This window comes from Archangium gephyra (genome assembly GCF_049060025.1).
GTDB lineage: Bacteria > Myxococcota > Myxococcia > Myxococcales > Myxococcaceae > Archangium > Archangium gephyra_A.
Map to the genome: position 1 here is coordinate 8,540,949 of NZ_JBMEQQ010000002.1, position 20,238 is coordinate 8,561,186.

General features: G+C 69.7%; 14 protein-coding genes and 1 pseudogene. 8 read left to right on the forward strand and 7 right to left on the reverse strand.

From position 1 onward, the window contains the following. Positions 1–7 precede the first annotated feature (7 nt). Both ACN28I_RS37380 and ACN28I_RS37385 read right to left on the reverse strand, forming a co-directional pair. Positions 8–1,702 carry a trypsin-like serine peptidase gene (locus tag ACN28I_RS37380; protein ID WP_420946678.1) on the reverse strand — a complete coding sequence of 565 codons (1,695 nt, stop codon included), beginning with the start codon at positions 1,700–1,702 and terminating at the stop codon, positions 8–10. A gap of 145 nt (positions 1,703–1,847) precedes the next feature. Continuing rightward, complete coding sequence (locus ACN28I_RS37385) at positions 1,848–2,225, reverse strand: STAS/SEC14 domain-containing protein (protein WP_420946679.1); 378 nt, start codon at positions 2,223–2,225, stop codon at positions 1,848–1,850. A 136-nt stretch (positions 2,226–2,361) separates the two neighbouring features. Between ACN28I_RS37385 and ACN28I_RS37390 the strand changes: the two genes are divergently transcribed. The 3 genes from ACN28I_RS37390 (at position 2,362) to ACN28I_RS37400 (ending at position 3,930) form a co-directional block, all read left to right on the forward strand. Then, the gene (locus tag ACN28I_RS37390) at positions 2,362–2,685 is read left to right on the forward strand and encodes a hypothetical protein (RefSeq protein WP_420946680.1); all 324 of its coding nucleotides are present in this window, start codon (positions 2,362–2,364) and stop codon (positions 2,683–2,685) included. Positions 2,686–2,864: 179 nt separating this feature from the next. Beyond that, a complete protein-coding gene (locus ACN28I_RS37395) occupies positions 2,865–3,269 on the forward strand; it encodes a hypothetical protein (protein ID WP_420946681.1) in 405 nt (134 codons plus the stop codon). Positions 3,270–3,303: 34 nt separating this feature from the next. Next, the gene (locus ACN28I_RS37400; RefSeq protein WP_420946682.1) at positions 3,304–3,930 is read left to right on the forward strand and encodes a hypothetical protein; all 627 of its coding nucleotides are present in this window, start codon (positions 3,304–3,306) and stop codon (positions 3,928–3,930) included. 19 nt (positions 3,931–3,949) lie between these two features. Here the strand turns inward: ACN28I_RS37400 and ACN28I_RS37405 are convergent, their stop codons facing one another. After that, positions 3,950–5,881, reverse strand: coding sequence for a prolyl oligopeptidase family serine peptidase (locus tag ACN28I_RS37405; protein ID WP_420946683.1), 1,932 nt, complete (start codon positions 5,879–5,881; stop codon positions 3,950–3,952). Between the two features lie 310 nt (positions 5,882–6,191). Between ACN28I_RS37405 and ACN28I_RS37410 the strand changes: the two genes are divergently transcribed. Beyond that, positions 6,192–6,725 carry a pilus assembly protein PilB gene (locus tag ACN28I_RS37410; RefSeq protein ID WP_420946684.1) on the forward strand — a complete coding sequence of 178 codons (534 nt, stop codon included), beginning with the start codon at positions 6,192–6,194 and terminating at the stop codon, positions 6,723–6,725. A gap of 253 nt (positions 6,726–6,978) precedes the next feature. Further along, the gene (locus tag ACN28I_RS37415) at positions 6,979–7,923 is read left to right on the forward strand and encodes a class I SAM-dependent methyltransferase (protein WP_420946685.1); all 945 of its coding nucleotides are present in this window, start codon (positions 6,979–6,981) and stop codon (positions 7,921–7,923) included. 65 nt (positions 7,924–7,988) lie between these two features. Here the strand turns inward: ACN28I_RS37415 and ACN28I_RS37420 are convergent, their stop codons facing one another. The 4 genes and pseudogenes from ACN28I_RS37420 to ACN28I_RS37435 all read right to left on the reverse strand — a co-directional run bounded on the left by ACN28I_RS37420 (position 7,989) and on the right by ACN28I_RS37435 (position 16,147). After that, complete coding sequence (locus ACN28I_RS37420; RefSeq protein WP_420948789.1) at positions 7,989–8,765, reverse strand: sensor histidine kinase; 777 nt, start codon at positions 8,763–8,765, stop codon at positions 7,989–7,991. Continuing rightward, positions 8,666–9,397, reverse strand: a complete 732-nt coding sequence (locus ACN28I_RS37425; RefSeq protein ID WP_420948790.1) for a GAF domain-containing protein — start codon at positions 9,395–9,397, stop codon at positions 8,666–8,668. Before ACN28I_RS37425 ends, ACN28I_RS37420 begins: the two co-directional genes overlap by 100 nt. A gap of 2,086 nt (positions 9,398–11,483) precedes the next feature. Continuing rightward, positions 11,484–13,016: pseudogene (locus ACN28I_RS37430) on the reverse strand (serine/threonine-protein kinase); the annotation flags it as partial. Between the two features lie 221 nt (positions 13,017–13,237). After that, complete coding sequence (locus ACN28I_RS37435) at positions 13,238–16,147, reverse strand: PHB depolymerase family esterase (RefSeq protein WP_420946686.1); 2,910 nt, start codon at positions 16,145–16,147, stop codon at positions 13,238–13,240. 352 nt (positions 16,148–16,499) lie between these two features. On the opposite strand from ACN28I_RS37435, the gene ACN28I_RS37440 reads away from it, so the two are divergent. The 3 genes from ACN28I_RS37440 (at position 16,500) to ACN28I_RS37450 (ending at position 20,223) form a co-directional block, all read left to right on the forward strand. After that, the gene (locus tag ACN28I_RS37440) at positions 16,500–17,933 is read left to right on the forward strand and encodes an esterase/lipase family protein (RefSeq protein WP_420946687.1); all 1,434 of its coding nucleotides are present in this window, start codon (positions 16,500–16,502) and stop codon (positions 17,931–17,933) included. Between the two features lie 101 nt (positions 17,934–18,034). Beyond that, positions 18,035–19,441, forward strand: a complete 1,407-nt coding sequence (locus ACN28I_RS37445; RefSeq protein ID WP_420946688.1) for a hypothetical protein — start codon at positions 18,035–18,037, stop codon at positions 19,439–19,441. Positions 19,442–19,452: 11 nt separating this feature from the next. Next, on the forward strand, positions 19,453–20,223 hold the full coding sequence (locus ACN28I_RS37450) for a 3-hydroxybutyrate dehydrogenase (protein ID WP_420946689.1): 771 nt from the start codon (positions 19,453–19,455) through the stop codon (positions 20,221–20,223). The last annotated feature ends 15 nt before the right edge of the window (positions 20,224–20,238 follow it).

Consider the following 20,238-nt stretch of genomic DNA (forward strand, 5'->3'; position numbering starts at 1 on the left):
GTGTGACCTACTGGATGGTGTAGGCCACCGTTCCGCTGCAGCTATTGCCGGAGTAGCAGCCGGCGCGGATCTGATAGGTGCCACCGGCGCCCGCGGGGACGGTGTACGTGAGGTACGACAGGGTGCCGCAGTTGCTGCTGTCGTCGTTGGCGGCCACCTGCGGGCCCGAGGTGCCCACGCCGTACAGGCGCAGGTAGGTGTCACCGGTGCCGGAGGCGCCCGTCACCGTGCAGGTGCCCAGCTTGATGACCTGGCCGGCCGCGAGCGTCACGTTGTGGTTGGTGGTGTTCTGCTGGGCGCTGTTGGTGTTGCTGCCGCTGAAGGCAAACGAGCCGCTGGTGCTACCGCCGCCCGGGGTGCCCGGCGTCACCTTCCACACCACGGTGCCACCGCAGCTCCCCGTGTTGTAGCAGCCGCCGCGGATGGTGAAGGAGCCGGCCGCCGGCACGGTGTACTTGATGTAGGAGCCACGGCCTCCGCACGAGTCGTCATTGGAGGCCACCTCGGCGGTGGCGTTGTTGAAGCGCAGGAAGGAGTCCCCGTCGACGGTGGCGCCCTCCAGGCCGCAGGTGCCCACCTCGACGATGTCGCCCGCGGCGAACGTGAGCGTCTTGTTCACCGTGTTCTGCTGGGCGCTGTTGGTGTTGGTGGCGGTGTAGGCGTACGAGTTGGCCGGAGGCGGAGGCGGCGGGGGCGGGGGCGGCAGGCCGGCGCACAGCCGCGTGCTGCCGTTGTTGGTCGCGGTGCAGAAGGCGGCGATGGCCGGGTAGACGTAGGTGATGTCCTCGCCGCGGCAGCCCGTCTCGCTGCACACGTTCACCACGCGGCAGCTCCCGCTGGTGACGTAGTCCGTCTCGCCGCGCACCAGGATGCCGGCCACCGTGTAGTCGCTCGTCTCGTACACGCCCGAGCCCGAGTTGCCGCCGAAGGTGTCCGTGGTGGCGATGAAGTAGTCCAGCGTGCTCGAGCGCGTGTCGCGCACCGTGCCGCCCGAGTCGATCTTGAACGGGATGCCGCTGCCGGAGCCGATGACGGCCACGTTCTGTCCCACCGTCAGGGCGGTGTTCGCCGCGCGCACCGGGGCCGGGGTGAAGCGCGGCGTGGCCGGGCGGTCCAGCCGCAGCACGGCGTAGTCCAGGTTCCGCCCGTTCACCGTCGCCTGCTGGCGCGCGACGATGGAGGTGCAGCTATAGATGTCCGCCGTGGTGACGGGCTGCAGCGTGCCCGCCGCGGGGCGGTAGTAGTTGAAGACGAAGCGCGTGTTGGTGCAGGCCGAGGCGCTGGTGACGCAGTGGCCCGCGGTGAGCACCAGGTCGTCGTCGATGAGCGTGCCCGAGCAGAAGGCGCCCGTCGGATCATCCCGGAAGCGCTCGGTGGAGCACAGGTTGTAGGAGGCGCCCAGCGTCGAGCCGGGGAAGGTGACGTTGTTGGGGTTGGTGGCGTTGAAGTCCGAGGGATTCATCAGCGCCACCGTGGCCTGCTGTGCGCGCAGGCGCAGCGTGGCGTTCGTGTGCGCGTAGACGTCCTGGCGGTTGTCCGTGCCGTAGACGACCTCGCTCTGCTTCTCGCCGAGATCCGTGAACTGCTCGCCCTTGGCCGCGTCCAGCTTCTCCGCCGGCTCACAGCCCACGGCGAGCGTGAGGGTGCACATCAGCGCGCCCACGAGGGGACGTGCGGCCAGCCCGAACCGGGGTTGTCGCATGGGGATTCGCTCCTGTCTTCTTTAGGGGGTGGAAAAACACGCCAGACGGGGAAGTCCAGCCACCCCATGATGCCCCAAATAAACCCTCTCGGGGCGAACATTTGACGGAGCGTGCGCGGGAGGACGGCCCGCGGGTGGAGCGGGGCTACTCGTCGTCGGGGTTGCGCAGCCAGGCGAGGGCGGCGTCGCGCGTCTCGAAGGTGCGCGTGGGGATGGTGAGCATGGCCTGCTTCGTCATGCGCCAGGCCTGCAGGCCGGAGGCGGCATCGGTCACCACGCGCGCCGAGCGCTTCATCCCGTGGAGCTGCGCGAAGGCGTTGAGGCTGGCCATGGTGGCCACCATCTCCGGCGGCATCACGCGCAACTGCCCCTGGTCCACCAGCGCGCTCCAGGGACCGCCCATGCGGGCAATCGCCTCGCGGATGCGCTTGAGGTAGTCCGTTACGTCCTCCGCGGTGGGCTGCGGGGGGTAGACGACGTCGATGATGCGGTCTGCCTCGTGGACGGTGATCTGAAAGGGCATGCGCGGCGCACTCTAGCCTCAGAGCGGCCCAGGTCGAAAACCCCTGTCAGCTCTCCCCGCCGCCTTCGTCCCTGGGGGTGGCCCGGAACCGGTGCGCCCGGGGCGTGGCGGTGGTCCCGGCCAGAGAGGGGGAGTCATGAACACGAAGCTGTATGTGCTGGGCGCGGTGTTGGGGGCGGTGCCGGCCCTGTTGCCGGTGACGTGCTCCCCGTGGGCACCTGCCGGGCAGAAGCGCGAGGACGAGCCGCGGGGCGGGGCGTCGCGGCGGACGGAGCGGTTCATCGGCGGCGAGGCCGGGGCTCCGCCCTCCCCGCGGGAGGCTCCGGGCCTGGAGCCCGGTGTGCCGTCGCACCCGTGCGAGCTCATCACGGTGATGCAGGTGCCGTGTGACCCCGCCGCGGCCACGTGCGAGTACACCTGGTGGCACTGCCCCGAGAACGTGAAGCCGCTCAGGGCATGAAGGGATGCCAGGGGGGAGCCTCCAGGGCCCGGCGGCCTGCCTGTTCCACGCCCGGGTGGCCGAGCCGCGCGGCCTGGGGGGCGGACCTTCTTGGCGCCCCTCTTTCCCAGTCCCTAGCTTCGCTCAGGCGCGGGGTGTGGCTCGTGCACGCCCCGCGCCTGTGTCCGGGAGGTCCTGACATGGGGACGCGTGTGAAGGTATGGGGAGCGGTCGTGTTGGCGGCGGTGCTGGGCGGCGTGGGCTGTGCGGGAACGAAGGAGGCGGCCCGGGACGTCGAGGCCGCGGTGCCCGGTCTCTCGCAGAAGCAGGAGGGCGTGGTGACGAACGTGGACAAGGACGCCCACCGCATCGCCGTGAAGACCGTGAACGAGCCGGCCGCGCAGGAGGTGTGGTTCGCGCTCACCGTGGACACGAAGCTCGAGCGCGACGGGCAGATGGTCACCTGGGATGACCTCGACGAGGGCACGCCGGTGCGCGTCAGCTTCGAGCCGGCCGCGGGTGCCGAGAAGACGTACAAGGTCGAGCTCCTCACGGGCCAGGAGGCCGAAGAGGTGAAGAACAAGGCCGAGCTCCTCGGCCAGTAGAGCGCGGCCCAGACGACGGGGCGGGGGAGTGGGAATGAGACGGATGGGGTGGGTGCTCCTCGCGCTCTGCGTGGGGAGCTCCACGGCGCGGGCGGCGCCCTGGTCCAACTTGCGTGAGCTGTCGGTGACCGCGGGCGGCGGCGTGGAGGGCTACACCCTGGACCTGGCGCCGCGCATCGACCCGGGCGTCACGTACGGGGTGGCGGTGGGCATCCTGCCCCCTCCGCTGCTGGGCCTGCTGGATGTGGGCCTGGAGGCGGGCTACTCGGGCGCGGTGAACGGGCTCGACACGCGAGATCCCCGGGCCTCGGCGGACGGCGTGGAGCTGGTGCGCCATGGCGCCTACGCGGCGGCCACCGTGGGCCTCTTGCCCTCGGTGGTGCGGCCCTACGTCATGGGCGGCCTGGGCCTCAGCGTCTACAACATCCGCGGCGCCGTGCGGGGCTTCGGCGATCACCTGGTGGGCAATGTCCCGCTCGGAGCGGGGGTGCGCGCGTCCTACAAGGGCCTCACCGCCGACGCGCGCCTCAACTACAACGTCCTCTTCGATCAGCGCTACGCCACCGGCGCGCCCGTGTCCAACGTGGGCGAGCCGGCGGCCCTCACCATCGGGAGGGCGGGCCGCTACTCCGGCACGCTCAACCTCGGCGTGACGTGGTGACGGCCCGGCCCGCCAGCCCTCAGTTCACCGGGGCCGGGCCCGCGGCCTTCAGGTGCTTGTCCAGGAAGCCGAGCATCCGCGAGTAGGCCTCCACCTCGTTCTTGCGCTTGGTGAAGCCGTGGCCCTCGTCCGGGAAGATGACGTACTCCACGGGGACGCCGTTCTTCTTCACCGCCTCGACGATTTCATCCGACTCGGGCTGGATGACGCGCGGATCGTTGGCGCCCTGGAGGACGAGCAGCGGCTTGGAAATCTTCTCCGCGTGGAAGAGGGGTGAGATGTCGCGCAGCATCTGCTCCTGCTTCGCCGGATCTCCAATCTCCTTGTAGAGGGCCTCGCGCTGGCTCTCCCACCAGGGCGGGATGCTCTTGAGCGTGCGCAGCCAGTTGGACACGCCGAAGATGTCGACGCCCACCTTGAAGGCGTCCGGGTGGAAGGCGAGCGCGGCCAGCGTCATGTAGCCGCCGTAGCTGCCGCCGGCGATGCCGATGCGCTCGGCGTCCACGTAGGGCAGGCTGGCCAGGTACTTCTTCGCCTCGATGCAGTCGAGCAGCGGCTCGCGGCCGTGCTTCTGGTCATCCGCGGTGTAGAAGCTCTTGCCGTAGCCGGAGCTGCCGCGGTTGTTGATGCCCAGCACCACGTAGCCGTGGTTGACGAGGTACTGGAGCACCGGCGAGTAGCCCTTGCGCGTCTGTCCCCCGGGGCCGCCGTGCACCCAGACGATGGCGGGCGCCTTGGCGGTGGCGGTGGCCTGGTGCGGCTTGTAGAGGATGTTGGGAATCTCCATCCCGTCGAAGGACTTGAAGCGCACCACCTCGGCCTCGACGAGGTCCTGCGTGTCGATGGCCCGGCTCATCGTGTCGGTGAGGCGGGAGACCTTCTTCGTGCCGAAGTCATAGAGGTGGAGGTTGGACGGGGAGCGGTCACCGTTGTGGTAGAAGGCCATCCGCTTCTCGCTCCGGGAGATGCTCACGGAGGTGATGTCTCCCGCGGGAAGCTGCGGCAGCGCCAGGGGCTTGCCGGCCTTCACGTCGTGCACGCGGATGACGGTGCGGCCGTCCTCGTTGATGGCGGTGACGCGGTAGCCGCCCTTGCGCGAGAAGGAGGTGTACATCACGTCCCAGTCGGCGCGCTCCACGTCCTCCACCTTGCCGGTGGCCAGCTCGTAGCGGGCCACGCGCTTGAACTCGGAGCCCTGGTCCGTGAGGAAGTAGAGGGCGGTGGAGCCCGGATCGAAGGTGCTCGCGGAGAAGTACACGTCCCCCTGGTGCGGGGTGAGGTGCTTCAGCTCCTTCGTCTCCACGTTGTAGAGGTGGATGTCCGTGTCGTAGTTGGTGCGGGGCTTGTTGAAGGCGAGCCACTTGCCGTCGAGCGAGACGTCCGCGAAGTTGAAGCCCTGGTCGTTCTGGTAGACGAGCGTGCGCGCGTACGTCTTCGCGTCGTAGCGGTAGACGTCGAAGAAGCGCGCGTCGCGCTCGTTGGTGAGGACGTAGAAGGCCGAGTCGTCCTGGCTCCAGTTGACGAAGAAGGCCTTGAGCTTCTCGCCGGGCGTGAGGTCCCGCTCCTTGCCGTCCGGAGTGCGCACGTAGAGGTGGTTGTGCTCGTTACCGCCCTGGTCGCGCGTGAAGAGGATGCGCTCGTCCTTGGGGAAGAAGCCCACCGAGTAGGTGGAATCCGTCTTGGATTGGGTGAGCGCCTTCGCCTTCCCGCCGGTGAGCGGCAGGGTGTAGGCGTTGAAGATGCCACTCTCGTTGGAGGAGAAGAGGATGCGCTTCTCGTCCGGGGAGAAGGAGGCGCCGGAGAGCTTCGTCGTCGCCATGAACTGCTCGACGGTGTACTGCTTCGAGGGCCGGGAGGGGACCGGTGCCGCCTTGGGCGCCGCGAGCGCGAGGGTGGGCACGAGCGCGGCCGCCGCCAGCACTCGGAGGAGGATGGACCTGGGCTGCTGCATGGATTCTCCGTGTTGAAGAGGAATCGCCCAGAGCAGGCAGGCGCCCCGGGGCGGGTGCACCTTCGCACGTCCCACCCCTGAATTTCTTCCCGCATTCCGGCAGGGCCCCGCGGGTCAGAGGGGCCAACCCCCTGGAATCCATGAGGAGGGCGCTGGCACGCGAGGCGCAATGGGAAGCGCCCGGGTGGGGTGTCGGGGGTGGGTTGAGGGGGTTGGGGCCGGGAGCGCTCGGGCGGGCCGGGGTGGCGGGGGGGTCGGGGGGCGCCCGAGCGCGTGTTGTTTGTCGGGGCGAGTGGCGTGGGGGTGGGTCGTGGGCGTGCGGCGGATGCGGCTGGGCGAGCTGTGGGTGGCGAGCGGGCTGTTGGCGTCGGCGCAGGTGGAGACGGCGCTCGCCTTCCAGGCGCGGTGGCGGTGCAGGTTGGGGGAGGCCGCGGTGCGGATGGGACTGCTCGGGCCGGAGCAGCTTCTCATCTCGTTGTCCAGGCAGCTCCAGGTGCCCTTCATCCGCCGCGAGGGACTGGAGCGTGTGCCGGAAGGCATGGTGCGTTGCGTGCCGCCGCGGGTGCTCGAGCGCCTGCGGATGTGCCCGTTGCGGGTGGAGTGGCGGGACGAGGCGCGCGGCACCGTCTTCGTGGCCACCAGTGAGCCGGGCAACCTGAATCTGCTCGACGACATGGCCTTCGCCACCGGCTGCACGGTGCGCCCGGTGCTCGCGCTCGCCGACGACATCGAGCACCTGCTGCGGCGCCTGGGCATCCTCTCCACGCGTACCCGTTCCATCGAACTCAATCCCGAGGACGCGCACGTGCGCTTGCGCATCACCCGGGACTACTTCGCGCTCTGAGTCTTCGGCGGGAAGTTCACGGCCCTGAAACCCCCATGGATGTAGAACGTTCTGGGTGATTGTCGCACGCGCGGTTTTGGATCACCCGCCCTCCTGCCCTCCAGACCAGCGCTGGGCCGGTGGCCTTCTCCAAGGGAAGGGAGTGGAAGGCCTCTTCGTTTTGGTGGCGATGGAAGGACCTCCCTCCTCTTCGAGCGATGCTGCTTCTCCTGGTCATGCCCCAACCCCGCGGAACAAATTGGCCTCGCCTGTGATGGAGTGGGTCGATTGGAGTGATGCCTTCGTCCGGGCCACGTCGTGGCTGGATGACATCCACGCGCAAATCACCCAAGGTGGTGACGTGCAGTCCGGCATGGAGTCCCTGCACCGGGGGCTGCGGACGTTGCGCCGCAAGTGGGACCGGGAGGAGTGGCGCCGGTTCTGTCTGGAAGCCGTGCGCACCCACCCCCTGCGCGAGGCCATCCACCAGTGTCCCTTCACCCGGCATGCCTTCGAGCGTCCCCGCGGCTACGCGGGAGATGCCGAGCTCATCGACTACCTTTATAACGACCACGCGCACGTGGATGGCCTGGAGCACCAGGCGCGGGAAATCTACCGCTACATGCACGATCAGCCGAGCGCCCGCAGCGTGCGCGAGCGGCGCGAGCTGCTGGCCGCGGAGATCGACTCCACCGCCGATCGTGTGCACCTGCCGCGCATCCTCTCCGTGGCGTGCGGACACCTGCGTGAGGCGGAGCTGTCCACCGCCGTGCGCGACCACCGGCTCGGGGAGCTGATCGCCTTCGATCAGGATCCGCTCTGCCTGGCGGAGATCGCCCGGGTGTTCCCCACCGGCCCGGTGCGGACGGTGTGTGGCTCGGTGCGCTCCATGCTGCTGGGGAAGACGTCCTTCCGGGACATGGACTTCGTCTACTCGGCGGGCCTGTATGACTACCTCGCCGAGGGCACGGCCGCGCGGCTCACCCGGCTGCTCTTCCACATGCTGCGCTCGGGCGGGAAGCTGCTGGTGGCCAACTTCGCCGTCTACCCTCCCGAGTCCGCGTACATGGAGGCCTTCATGGACTGGTGGCTCGTCTATCGCGACGAGCCCCAGATGAGGGCGCTGACCGCGGAGATCGCTCCCTCGGAGCTGGCCGAGGTGAAGCTGTTCCGCGACAGCGTGGACAACGTCATCTACCTGTCGCTCACCCGCCGCTAGCCGCGTGTTGCGCATGCTCCCTCTCCCTCTGGGAGAGGGCGGGGGGTGAGGGTCATCCCCTCGAGTCAGTGGGTTTCATGAATCTCCCGCGGCTCCTCGGGGCCGCGGCGGGGCAGGGTGATGGTGAAGGTGGCGCCCTTGCCCAGGGCACTCTCCACCTCGATGGTGCCGCCGAGCGCCTGGATGATTTCCCGGACGATCCACAGCCCGATGCCGAAGCCACCGTAGTGGAGCACGGACACGGCGCGCTCGAAGCGCTCGAAGATGCGCGAGGCGTCCTCCTCGGCGATGCCGATGCCCTCGTCGCGCACCCGCAGCCGGGCGAGGGCGGCGTCGCCCTCCACGGTGATTTCGATGGGCCGGCCCGCGCCATACTTCGTCGCGTTGGTGAGCAGGTTGACCACCACCTGCTCCAGCCGCATGGCGTCCCAGTGGCCCACCAGCGTGGGCGGCAGGTTCAGCCGCAGATCGCACTCGGCGCGGGAGAGCGACTCGCGCGAGCGCTCCACCACCCCGCGCACCACATGCACCAGGTCCACGTTCTCGAGCTTGCCCAGCAACTGCCCCTGGGCGATGCGCGAGATGTCCAGCAGCTCGTTCACCAGCTTGCCCAGCCGCTGCGTCTGGAGGTTGGCCGATTCCAGCTTGGCGCCGAGCCGCTCCGGGGGCAGCCGCTCCAGGCCCTGGCGCAACTGCGACATGAGGCCCTGGATGTGGAGCTGCAGCGAGGTGAGGGGCGTCTTCAGCTCGTGCGCGGCGATGGAGAGGAAGTCGTCGCGGCGGCGCACCGCCTCCTGCTCCTCGCGGTAGAGCCGGCCCCGCTCCTCGGAGAGGGCGGCCATGCGCTCGAAACCCTCGGCGTTCTCCAGGGCGGCGCCCGCGAGGATGCACACGAAGGAGGCCAGCCGCTCCTCGTCCTCGCCGAAGAGCTCCCCACCTGCCGGTGGCTGACGCACACGCACGCCACCGTCTTGCCGCGCACCTGGATGGGGGCGCACAGCAGCGAGCGCACGCCCAACAGCTCCATGCTCTCGCTCACCCCGCCGGGCATGCCCTGACCCATCACGGCCGGGCGCCCCGTCTCCAGCGTCCGGCCGATGGCGGTGCGGCCCACGCCCGCCGCCGCGAGCTCGTCCTCGGGTAGCAACGCCTCCGGGTCGAACACCACACAGTGCTCCGGGCGCAGCAGCTCCATCATGGAGCGCCGGGCGGCGTCGAACACCGCCTCGCGGGTGAGGGCGGAGGCGATGCGCCGGCCCGCGTCCAGCACGCGGGGGAAGCGATCCGCCAGGGACAGGGTGTCCGAGCGCTCCGAGCTTCCCAGGCCCTTCCTGTCCCAGTCCCTGCTCCAGCTCCTGCAGCTCGCGGGTGGCCGTCTCGAGGTCCACGGCGGAGCCCGGCCAGCCGAGTGCCCGGCCCACCTGTCCACGCGCGAGCAGCGTCTGGGCGCGCTCATGGCGCATGCCCAGCTCATCGGCCACGCTCAGGCTCTGCTCCATCCAGCGGCGAGCGCGGCGCGGGTGGCCGGTCATGGCCGCCAGCAGGGCCCGCTCGCGCAGGGCGTGGGGGAGGTTGTTGCGGTAGGTGTTCGCCACGTCGTGGGCGCGCCGGGCCACGTGCTCGGCCCGCTTCAGCAGCGCCTTGCGCTCCTGCGGGGCCAGCGGCGACACCTGCTCGGCGCGCTGGCGCAGGGCGGTGGCCAGCCAGCCCGGAATAGGGGACACGTACTCCGAATGCAGGTGCGCCGCCTCGGCGATGCGCTGCGCCTCCTCCAGCGTGAGCACCGCGCCCTCGGCATCTCCCTCGCGCAACTGGCGGATGGCCTCCGCCTGGAGCACGCCCGAGTGCGACTGGGGATCCGCCTCCGGGTTGGAGATCTCCCCCTCGAGCAGGCCCCGGGGGATGCGGCCTCCCGAGGTCTTGCCCCAGGCCTCCAGTGCCAGCCGCACCGCGTACCGGTCACCAATGGCCAGCGCCTCGCCGTGCAGCCGCTGGCTGGCCTCCAGCGCCTCCTTCAACTTCCCCTGCCGGTAGAGGCACATGATGGTGTTGAAGGTGGCGTTGTTGACCTCCCAGCGGTCGCCGGTGCGATCCAACAGGCGCACCGCCTCGCGGCACTTCTCGATGCTCTCCTCGAAGCGGCTCTCCGCGTAGAGGGCCAGGGCGTAGAAGTGCAAGGTCTGTCCTTGTCCCCACACGTCACCCATCTGCCGGCGCATGGCCAGGGACTTCTCCGCGTAGGCATTGGCCCGGCGGAACCAGGGCAGGGTGGTCATTGCGGGGGAGTGCTCCGAGTAGGCCTGGGCCAGCTCGGGGGTGGGCGGGTAGCGCTCGGCGATGTTGAGGTCTCTCAGGTGCGCCCAGATGACGGCCATGCGGCCGCGCAGGTACCAGTAGTTGTAGGCCAGCCGGCTGTAGATATGGACGGCGAGCAGGTCCTCCTCGCTCTTGTCGAGGGGACGGCGTGCCAGCCACAGTTTCGGCAGCAGGGTATGGCCCGCCTGGATGCCCGCCTCCCAGAGGGCCGCCACGGTCAGGGCGGCGGACGAGCGCGGGACGAAGCGGCCGAGCAGCCGGAGGGCCTGCTCCATGGCCGCGTTGCCCTCGTCCACGTTGCCGCGCCGGAAGGCCAGCTCTCCCAGCTTGGCCAGCGTGCGAGCCTGCTCCAGACGGTCATAAGCGAGCGACTGGGCGAGCGCGAGCTGCTGTTGGGCGGCGTCATAGCGGCCGCGCAGCATGAGCACGTCGCCGAAGCCGGCGCTGATGCGGAAGCGGATGCCGGGGTCGGCCCCGGCCGCGCCGCGCTCGGCGATGCGGTAGTTGTGCTCCGCCGTCTCCAGGGCGAACTGCTGCCGGGCCCGCTCGGCGGCCACCAGCGCGTAGGGCAGCGCCTGGGCGTACTCGCCCGCGGCGTCGAAGTGGTAGGCCAGCTCGAAGGGGTCCGCCGGCGGATTGGCCGCGATGGCGCGCGCCGCCAGCCGGTGCAGCTCCCGGCGCTCCTCGGGCTTGAGCAGGCCCAGCAGCGCCTCGCGCAGTTTGTCGTGGACGAAGGTGTAGCGGCCGCCACTGCCCTCCCACAGCATGTGCCGGCGCCGCGGCTCCACCAGCCCCGCCACCACCCGCTCGCGCGGCGTCCCCGACAGGCTCGTCACCCGTTCCAGGTCGAAGTTCTTGCCCAGCACCGCGCCCACCGACAGCAGGCGCAGGGACTCCGGCGGCAACAGTTTCAGCCGGCGCACCAGGAAGGAGGCCGCCTGGCGCGAGGAGCGCACGTGCGCCATGGCCTCGGGGTCCACCTGCCAACCCCGCGGGCCCGGCACCAGCGCGCCGTCCTCCACCAGTCCGTGCAGCACCGCCGAGGCCATGAAGGGATTGCCCTCGGACAGGCGCACCACCAGCTCCATGGCCTCGCGCGGCAGTGTGCCGGCCATGGACTCCAGCATGCGCGCCACGTCCGCGGGCCCGAAGGCCGTCAGCCGCAGGTGCGCCGCCGGGTTGAGCCGGCGCAGCACGTGCCCGGGGCCCGCCTCCTCGCTGCGGAAGGACACGACGATCATCACGTGGCCGCCCACGCTGCGGCGTGCCTGCTGCCAGGTCTCCAGGGACCGCAGCGTGGGCTCATCGGCCCACTGGCAGTCCTCGAGCAGCACCACGGCCGGCTCCGTCTCCGTGCCCAGCGCGCCCAGCAGCGTGGTGAGGGCCCAGATGCCGCGGCTCTCGCCCAGCGACTCGGGGCCGAGGCCCTGTTGCGCGGGGCGCAGCACCGGCTGCAATTGCGGGAGCACCGTGCACACCGAGGCGGCCTGCTCCTGCAGCCGGTCTCTGAGCAGCTCCGCCAGCGCGGGCCGCTCCAGGGCCGCCGAGGCGATGCCCGAGGCCACGTCCGCGAAGAGCTGGAAGGGCCGCTGCGCGGACTGGGCCACGGCCTGGCCCTGCAACAGCCAGGCACGGTGCTGGCGGGCGCGCGTGGCGAACTCCTCCAGCAGCCGGCTCTTGCCGCCGCCGCTCTCGGCCTCCACCACCAGCAGCCGCCCCGGCTCATGGCGGGCGCGTTCCAGCTCGCGCTCCAGCAGCGCCAGCTCCTCATGACGGCCCACGAAGGAGGGCTCGGTGAGGCTGTGGCGCATGTCATGGGCGCCCGCCACCAGCTCCGGATCCTGCTCGCCCCGGGCCAGGGCCGCTTCAATGGCACGCAGGTCCTCGCGCGCGGACTCGGCGGACTGGTAGCGGTCCTGCGGATCCGTCTGCAACAGGCGCGCGACGACTTCCTCCAAGGCGCGGGGGACCTCCACGCCGGTGGTGCGCAGCCGGGGCCGCGTGGTGAGGTGCTGGCGCAGCACCTCGCCCACGGAGGCGCCGTCGAAGGCCGGGTGGCCCGCGAGCGCCTCGAAGAGCACGGCGCCCACCGCGTACAGGTCCGAAGTGGCCTCCACCGGGCGGTTGAGGAGCCCGGCCTGCTCGGGCGACAGGTAGCGCGCGGTGCCCACGGGCAGGTCGCGCAGGGACGGGTCCAACCGTTCACTGCGCGCCAGACCGAAGTCCACCAGCGTGGCGCGGGTGAGGGTGGGGCGGCCCTCGACGACGATGTTGGAGGGCTTCACATCCCGGTGGAAGATGCCGTGGGCGTGCGTCTCGGCGAGCGCGGCCAGCACACACTGGCCCACGATGAGCGCCTCGGGCACGGACAGGGTGCCACTGGCGAGCCGTTCCTGGAGCGACACTCCGGGCACGAAGGGCGTCACCAGGAAGAGCAGGTCTCCCCCGCTCCCGAAGTGCAGGACGGGCACCAGGTAGGGGCTGTGCAGGGAGCGCAGCACCCCGGCCTCGTGCTCCAGGCGCTGGCGCGCGGTGGGCACCAGGGAGACGGCGGATGTCGTCTTGATGACGAGCCGGGCCCCCGTGTGCAGGTCCACCCCGAGCCACGTGGTGATGCCACGGCCCTGCTTGATGCGTTGGGTCAACTCAAAGCGGTTGCCCAGCCGCCTGCCGGGATGCGCCCCTTCCAGAGAGGGTCCAGCCTGTTCGTAGCCCTCCGCCATCAATGCCCTCCCCCTCTGGTCGCACCACCGATGGTGGTGGGGTCGGCGCGTCATCGACAAGCTTGGGACCGCAGAGTGCGGTGCCAAGGGGGGCGAGGCGGCTCATGCGCCAAAGGGTAGGGTGCTTCAAATGAGCAGGCGGGCTCACTTCCGCATCCCCCCGGGTATGGGCACGGGGGCCCGTGCTGTCGTCTGGAGAGCAGAGGAGCGGGCGGGCCACCCCTCCGGGAGACAGCGGCGTCACCCGGAGAGGGGCTCACGTACCGCGGTACGGTCTACTTGTACTCCACCGTCAGGACGGCGCCGGTGCCTTCGGTGAGGAAGAGGTAGGAGGTGCCCGACGGGTTCTGCTTGAACTGGAGGCGGGCCTGCGTCTTGCCCACCTTGTTGATGGAGGCGAGCCCCGAGGCGTTGAAGTCGGCCGAGCTCTGGCTGCCGGTGGTGAACTTGATGATCTCCGCGATGGCGGAGGCGGTGGCGGCCGCGGCGTAGTCGGTGGTCTCCATGGCGGCGGTGCCGAACGTCCCGTTCTTCACGTCGATGACGAGCGTGTTGCCGGCCGCGGGGTCGGCCCATGGGTCACCGCCCGCGGAGGACAGCGTCACCTTGAGCGAGGCGCGCACGAGGGTGGCGGTGTCCGGGATGGACGAGGTGTCGAACGAGAAGAAGGCCCGGTTGAGCTTCGCGTCCGTGCCCTTGCCGATGGCCGGGGTGCTGATGGTGCCCACGGCCGGGAGCGTCCCATCCGCGTTCGCCTTCACGTACCCGTCATCCGCCGCGATGCTGGGGAAGGAGATGCTGGTGGTGCCGCCGGTGGTGTTGCTCACGGTCACCGAGGTGTCGTTGTCCGTGCTCACGTTGTTGGCGGCGTCATAGGCCTTGGCCATGAGCGAGTGGCTGCCGTTGGCCACGCCCGCCGTGTTCCAGGTGAAGACATAGGGCGCCGCCGTGTCGGTGTCGGCCAGCGAGCCGTCGATGTAGAACTCGACCTTCCTCACGCCGGTGGCGTCCGAGGCGCTTGCCGTCACGTCGACGGTGCCGCTGACGGTGGCGGCGTTGGCCGGGGCGGTCACGTTCACCGTGGGGGGCGTGGTGTCGGTGGAGGCGCTCAGCGGGCCCACGGAGATGCTGTCCACCCACGCCTTGGCGCGGCTGATGTTCGAGCCGGTGTCCGTCGCCGTGACGATGAACTTCAGGATGACGGTCCGGTTGGCATACGCCGACAGGTCGATGTCGGAGCGCTGCGTCCAGTTGGCCTCGGTGATGGTGCCCATGCCCGTCCTGGTCACGGAGTCCACGACGTTGTCGGTGCCGTTGTTGACGACGACCTTGAAGCTGGCCGAGGCCATGGTGTTGGCGCCGTACAGGTCCAACTTGCGCCAGTAGGTGAGCCGGGGGTTGGAGGTGAGCGTCACGCTGACGCTCGCGGTGCGGGTGACGGTGTTGAAGGCCGGGGTGGCCGAGCCCAGGATGGATTGGCTGCCGGTGACACCGGTCTGGTCGGTGGGGTCCAGCGCCCACTCGGTGATGCTCCAGCCCGCGTTGTCCGGGCCGGCGTTGGAGAAGCGCTCGGTGAAGCGCACGGAGTTCTGGTCCACCGTGACGGACACGGTGGCCGAGGTGGCCGTGTTGCCCGCGGCGTCGTAGGCCTTCACCTGGAGGTTGTGGACGCCCATCGAGTACGCGGTGGTGTTCCAGCTATACGTGTACGGCCCGGCCTGCAGCGACGCGACGCCCTGGCCCACCACGAGGCCGTCGATGAGGAACTCGACCTTCGTCACTCCGGTGTCGTCGGAGGCGGTGGCGGCGATGGTGACGGCGCCGGCCACGGTGGCACCGGCGGTGGGGAAGGTGATGGCCGCGGTGGGGGCCGTGGTGTCGGAGATGCCGCCGGTCACGGTGACCGAGACGGTGCTGGAGGTGGCGGTGTTGCCCGCGGCGTCATAGGCCCGGGCCACCAGGGTGTGGGTGCCATTGGTGGCCGCCGAGGTGTTCCAGCTATAGACGAAGGGCGAAGCCGTGTCGGTGCCCACCAGGGTGTTGTCGATGGAGAACTCGACCTTGGCGATGCCGATGTTGTCCGTGGCGGTGGCCGTCACGTTCACCGTGCCGCTCAAGGTGGCGCCGTTGGCCGGCGCGGAGAGGCTCACCGTGGGCGGAACCGTGTCGGAGTTGTCGAGCCCGAAGAACTTCGCCACGTGCCAGGTGGAGCAGATGTCCGTGTCCAGGATGTACGCGCCCGCCGTGCCGCACGCCGCGGTGCCGCCGGGGAACTTCGTGGCCGGGTCGATGGGCGTGCCGTGGCCCATGCCGGTGAGGGCGTACGTCTCCACCAGCACGTTGCCCGCGGCGTCCTTGTAGCCCTTGTGGGGGTAGCCGGCGACCGTGTCGTTGACGTCCGCCGTCAGGTCGATGCCGTGCACCGCCGTCCACTGTTCCACGGCCTCCGTCTGGTTGGTGTTCTTCACGACGTAGTCGCCCGTGCCGTGCCAGATGGAGATCTTCGGATAGGGGCCCGTGTAGCCGGCGTAGGCGTTGCGGACCAGGTTCGCCCAGGCCGCGGGCGTCTTGTCCGCGCCCGGCGCCATGCAGGAGAACGCATCCGTCATCGTCATCGCGCACTTGTACGGGACGCCGGCCATGGGGGCGGCCCCGGCGAAGACGTCCGGGTAGGTGGCGGCCATGACGAGCGTCATCGCGGCCCCCGCCGACAGGCCCGTGACGAAGACGCGGCGCCCGTCGATGGAGTGGTCGAGCTTCATCTTGTCGACCATCTGCTTGATGGAGAGCGCCTCGCCCTGGCCGCGCGCGATGTCTTGCGGCTCGAACCAGTTGAAGCAGATGTTCTGGTTGTTCTCCTTCAGTTGCTCCGGGTAGAGCACGTAGAACTTGAGCTGGTCCGCCAGCGCGCTCCAGCCGGTGTTGGGGTAGGCGCTGGCCTGCTGGGTACAGCCGTGCAGCGCCACCACCAGCGGGGCATTGGCCGGCATGTTGGCGGGCACGTACTTCCACATCCTCAGGTTGCCGGGGTTGGTGCCGAAGCTCGTCACCTGCGTGAACGGGCTCTCGGCCACGCCCAGCTCCTCCAGGGGGAGCGCCTCCTCGGGGGGCGCCATGCCCTCGCACCCGAGCACCGTCAGCGTGAGAAGTGCTCCCGCTACTCCTGCGAAACGACGCTTCATCATGGGGTCCTGCCTGGGAAAGGGGAGGTAATCCCTTACCATGATGCATTGAATGCTGCTTATGCGGACTTGTGTAAGGGAATCGCGCTGAACATGACGCGCAAGGTCAAACCCGCGCGAACATGAAGCTAGCATCATGAAGACATGAACCCGGCTTCAGGTGGCGCCACCGGGTATGACGCGCGACGTCAAGGCGGCTTCGGCCGGGAGAACATGAACCCGGCATCATACAAACATGAGTCCGGCTTCATGTTACGGTAGGATGCCGCCGCCGCCCCGATGGCCGGCCCAGAGCAGGCGCCTCCCGATACGTGCAGTCCCCCAGCGCCTCTCGTCTTCCCCACAGGAGCCACACATGAGGATGTCCAAGTTCTCCCTCCGCTTCTACGCGACCGGTCTCGCGGCGTGCGCGCTGCTCGCGTGCGAGAAGCCCAACGGCGGCGGCAACGGCAACCCCGACGAGGAGGAGCAGGTCGTGTCGCCGGAGCAGTGCCGCAAGCAGGTCGCCGCGCGGCAGGACGAGCTGGTGGCCGCCGGAGTGGACGTGGCCAACTGGTCCTTCCGCGACGCGCCCGAGATGGCGGATCCCGGCCTCACCGAGCGCCAGACGCCCGCGACGTACAAGCTGTACGACGGCAAGTACCGCCCGCTGAGCAACCACCCCGGCTGCTCCATCGAGAACCTCTACTACGACAAGGCGAACACCACCGGCACCACGCCGTACAAGGATGGCAACAACGACGGCAAGTGGACCGGTGCGGGCGTCTTCGGTGGCCCCAACCGGGCGGCCAACCACATCGACGGTGACGTGGCCCGCATCCCCGGCTATCCCTGCGCCGCCAAGGAGTACGCCCAGGCCAACGAGGACACCAGCAAGCCCATCGTCATCCTGGTCCACGGCAACTCCACCCGGCCGCACTCCTGGGAGAAGTTCCTCCTGCCGCTGGGCTCCTCCATCGACTCCTCCGTCGAGAAGGTGCAGTTCAGCCCGGACACCGAGGCCCGGCAGCAGCTCGCCGAGGCGCTGATCGCCGAGCGTTTCCGCGTCATCGCGGTGGACTTCCGCACGGACCTGATCGCCACCGTGGACCCCACCGGCAACAGCGGCACGGAGAACGCGGCGGGCAACATCGACCACGGCTGGTCCACGCCCATCCTCCAGTCCCTCGTCAAGGCGGTGATGCTCAACAACCCCGACCGCAAGGTGGCCCTCATCGGCCACTCGCTGGGCGTGACGGTGGTGCGCGATGCGCTGCGCCGGCTGTACGTGGAGCACGTGGACGGCAAGCCGGAGTCCGTCAACCCCTTCACGCGGGTGAGCCACGTCATCCTCGGCTCGGGCGCCAACCACGGCGTGTCCACCTACGACAGCGGGCTGTGCACGGCCAACCCCACCATGCGTGGCACCATCGTTTGTGAGATGGGCAGCCGCTCCAACTACACGCAGACGTACTTCCACAAGCCGCTCAACGGCCCTCGCGACCTGTTCGCCACGCCGTGCGCGGACGGTGACTACGCCTTCGGCAAGACGGGCCAGTGCGGTGGCAACGTGGTGAAGTACTACACCATCACCATGACGGACATCGCTCAGGGCGCCAACTACCAGGACTTCTACGTGTCCGAGAACGCCTCGCGCATCGACCTGTCGGACTGCTCGGTGAACAAGCTGACGACGCTCAACGACTACGACACCAGCGGTTACTTCAACAAGGGCTTCATCGCCAACCACTTCGGCTCCCTGCGCTCGGCGGCGGGCCTGAAGCTCGTCATGGGGTATCTGGCGAAGTAGCCGCGCTTGCTGGCAGTCTTGCTCCGCCGCCCGCGCCCGTGGCTGCTGCGCGGGCGGCGGTTCCCTTCTGGAAGAGCAGCCCAAGAAAGTCTCCCCCCGCCATGACCCCCTCCTTCCCCACCGCGTCCCGCGTGGCGCTCGTGTGCACGCTGGCCTCCGCCCTGCTGTCGGCTCCCGCCGGGGCCCAGACCACCGAGGCCGCCGCTCCGGCCCCGGGTGACGCGCCCGTCGCGCAGGCCGCTCCCGCCCTCACCCCGCAGGCTCCCGCGAAGCCCGATGCCGAGGCCAAGCAGGACCCGGAGGCGCTGGTGCTGGGCGCGCCGACGCCCGCGACCCGGCCGCTCTTCGCGCTGGGCAGCGACACGTACTTCATCAGCCCGGTGCTCTCCATCGCGGGTGGTATCCATTCGGAGAACCTGCTGGTCAACCCCAACCCGGAGCGGGAGAGCCGCATCACCACGGTGGCGCTCGCGCGCTTCGGCGCCGAGGGACGGCTGGGCCCCTACGTCACCTTCCGCAGCGAGTTCGAGCGCAACATCCGCAGCCACGGCTCGGGCATCTGGGAGGGCACGGCCTCCATGTCGGTGCGCGACCAGGTGCTGCGCCTGCAGCGGTGGGGCGCCACGGTGGAGGCGGGCATCATCCTGGACCCGGCCAGCGTGGACTACTTCTCCGCGCACATGGGAGACGTGCTCCTGGCGGACAAGTACACGCGTGATCCGCTGCTCTACAGCGGCTTCAACCGCGGCCAGGGCGTGCAGGCGCGCTACACGCGCTGGGGCTTCACCGCCGGCCTGAGCTACACCGAGGCCAACCCGCTGAGCTCCTCGGCCTCCTACATGGTGGGTGGCTCCCTGGCTGGCAACAGCCGCTTCTGGGAGCGGCCGCTGGGGAACTTCCGCAACGGCCAGCCGGATGACGACTACCACTTCCGGGTCATCAGCCCCTCGCTCTCCTACGAGCATCCCTGGTTCGAGGCCAAGGCCATGGCCCAGCTCTTCAGCGTCAACTACCAGACCACCTCCACGCAGGATCCGCCCCTCGAGGGCTACAACCTGCGTGGCGGCGTGATGCTCAAGCTCAAGGGCATGGTGCCGGCGCTGCCCTTCGAGGTGAGGCCCTTCTTCAACGTGGCGCGCGTGGAGAACGACGTTCTCAACTCGGTCATCGCCAACCAGCGGCTGCAGACGCCCTTCAATGCGCTCACCCTGTCGGGTGGCCTGGATGTCTTCCTCTTCGGCCGCTCGGGCGTGGGGTTCAACGTCGTGCGCGTGGCGGACCAGACGCCCTACTACGTTCCCGGCACCGGCGGCACCGGCGGCACCGAGGCCAGCGAGCCCGTCACCAGCACGGACATGACCTACTTCAACGTGGGCGCGACGTGGTGGATGTTCGATCAGGTGGCGCTGGGTGCGCGCGTGGCCACCTACGCCCGTGACATCGAAGGCAAGCCCGAGCTGAAGGAGCGCGACCTGTCGGGCTTCCTCACGCTGCGCATGATTCTCTGAGAGGCACGGCCATGGGAGAGCTGACTGGGAAGAGCGCGCTCGTCACGGGCGCGGCGAGTGGAATCGGCCGGGCGGTGGCCGAGGACCTGGGCGCGCGGGGCGCCCGGGTGCTGGTGTCGGACCTGGACGAGGCCGGGGCGCGCGCGGTGGCCGCGGGGATTCCGGGCGCCGTCGCGCAGCGGGCCGACGTGTCCTCGCGCGAGGAGTGCCGGGCGCTGGTGGACCGGGCCGGGAAGGAGTGGGACCGGCTCGACATCCTGGTGAACAACGCCGGGCTCCAGCACGTGTCTCCGGTGGAGGAGTTCCCGGAGGATCGCTGGGAGCAGATGATCCGCATCATGCTGGTGGGGCCCTTCCTGCTGACGAAGTACGCCCTGCCTCTGATGTACGCGCGCAAGTGGGGACGCATCATCAACGTCTCCTCGCTGCACGGGCTGGTGGCGTCGCCGTACAAGTCGGCCTACATCTCCGCCAAGCACGGGCTGATGGGGCTGACGAAGACGGTGGCGCTCGAGGCGGCGGACAAGGGCGTGACGGTCAACGCCATCTGCCCCAGCTACGTGCGCACGCCGCTGGTGGAGAAGCAGATCGCCGACCAGGCCCGCGTGCACAACCTCACCGAGACGGAGGTCATCGAGCGCATCATGCTGGCCCCGGCGGCGGTGAAGCGCCTGCTGGAGCCGAGTGAAGTCGCGGCCTACGTGGCCTTCCTGTGCTCGGAGGCCGCCGGTGGCATCACCGGGGCCGCGCAGGTGATGGACTGCGGTTGGACGGCCCGCTGAGACGCAGCACCCGTA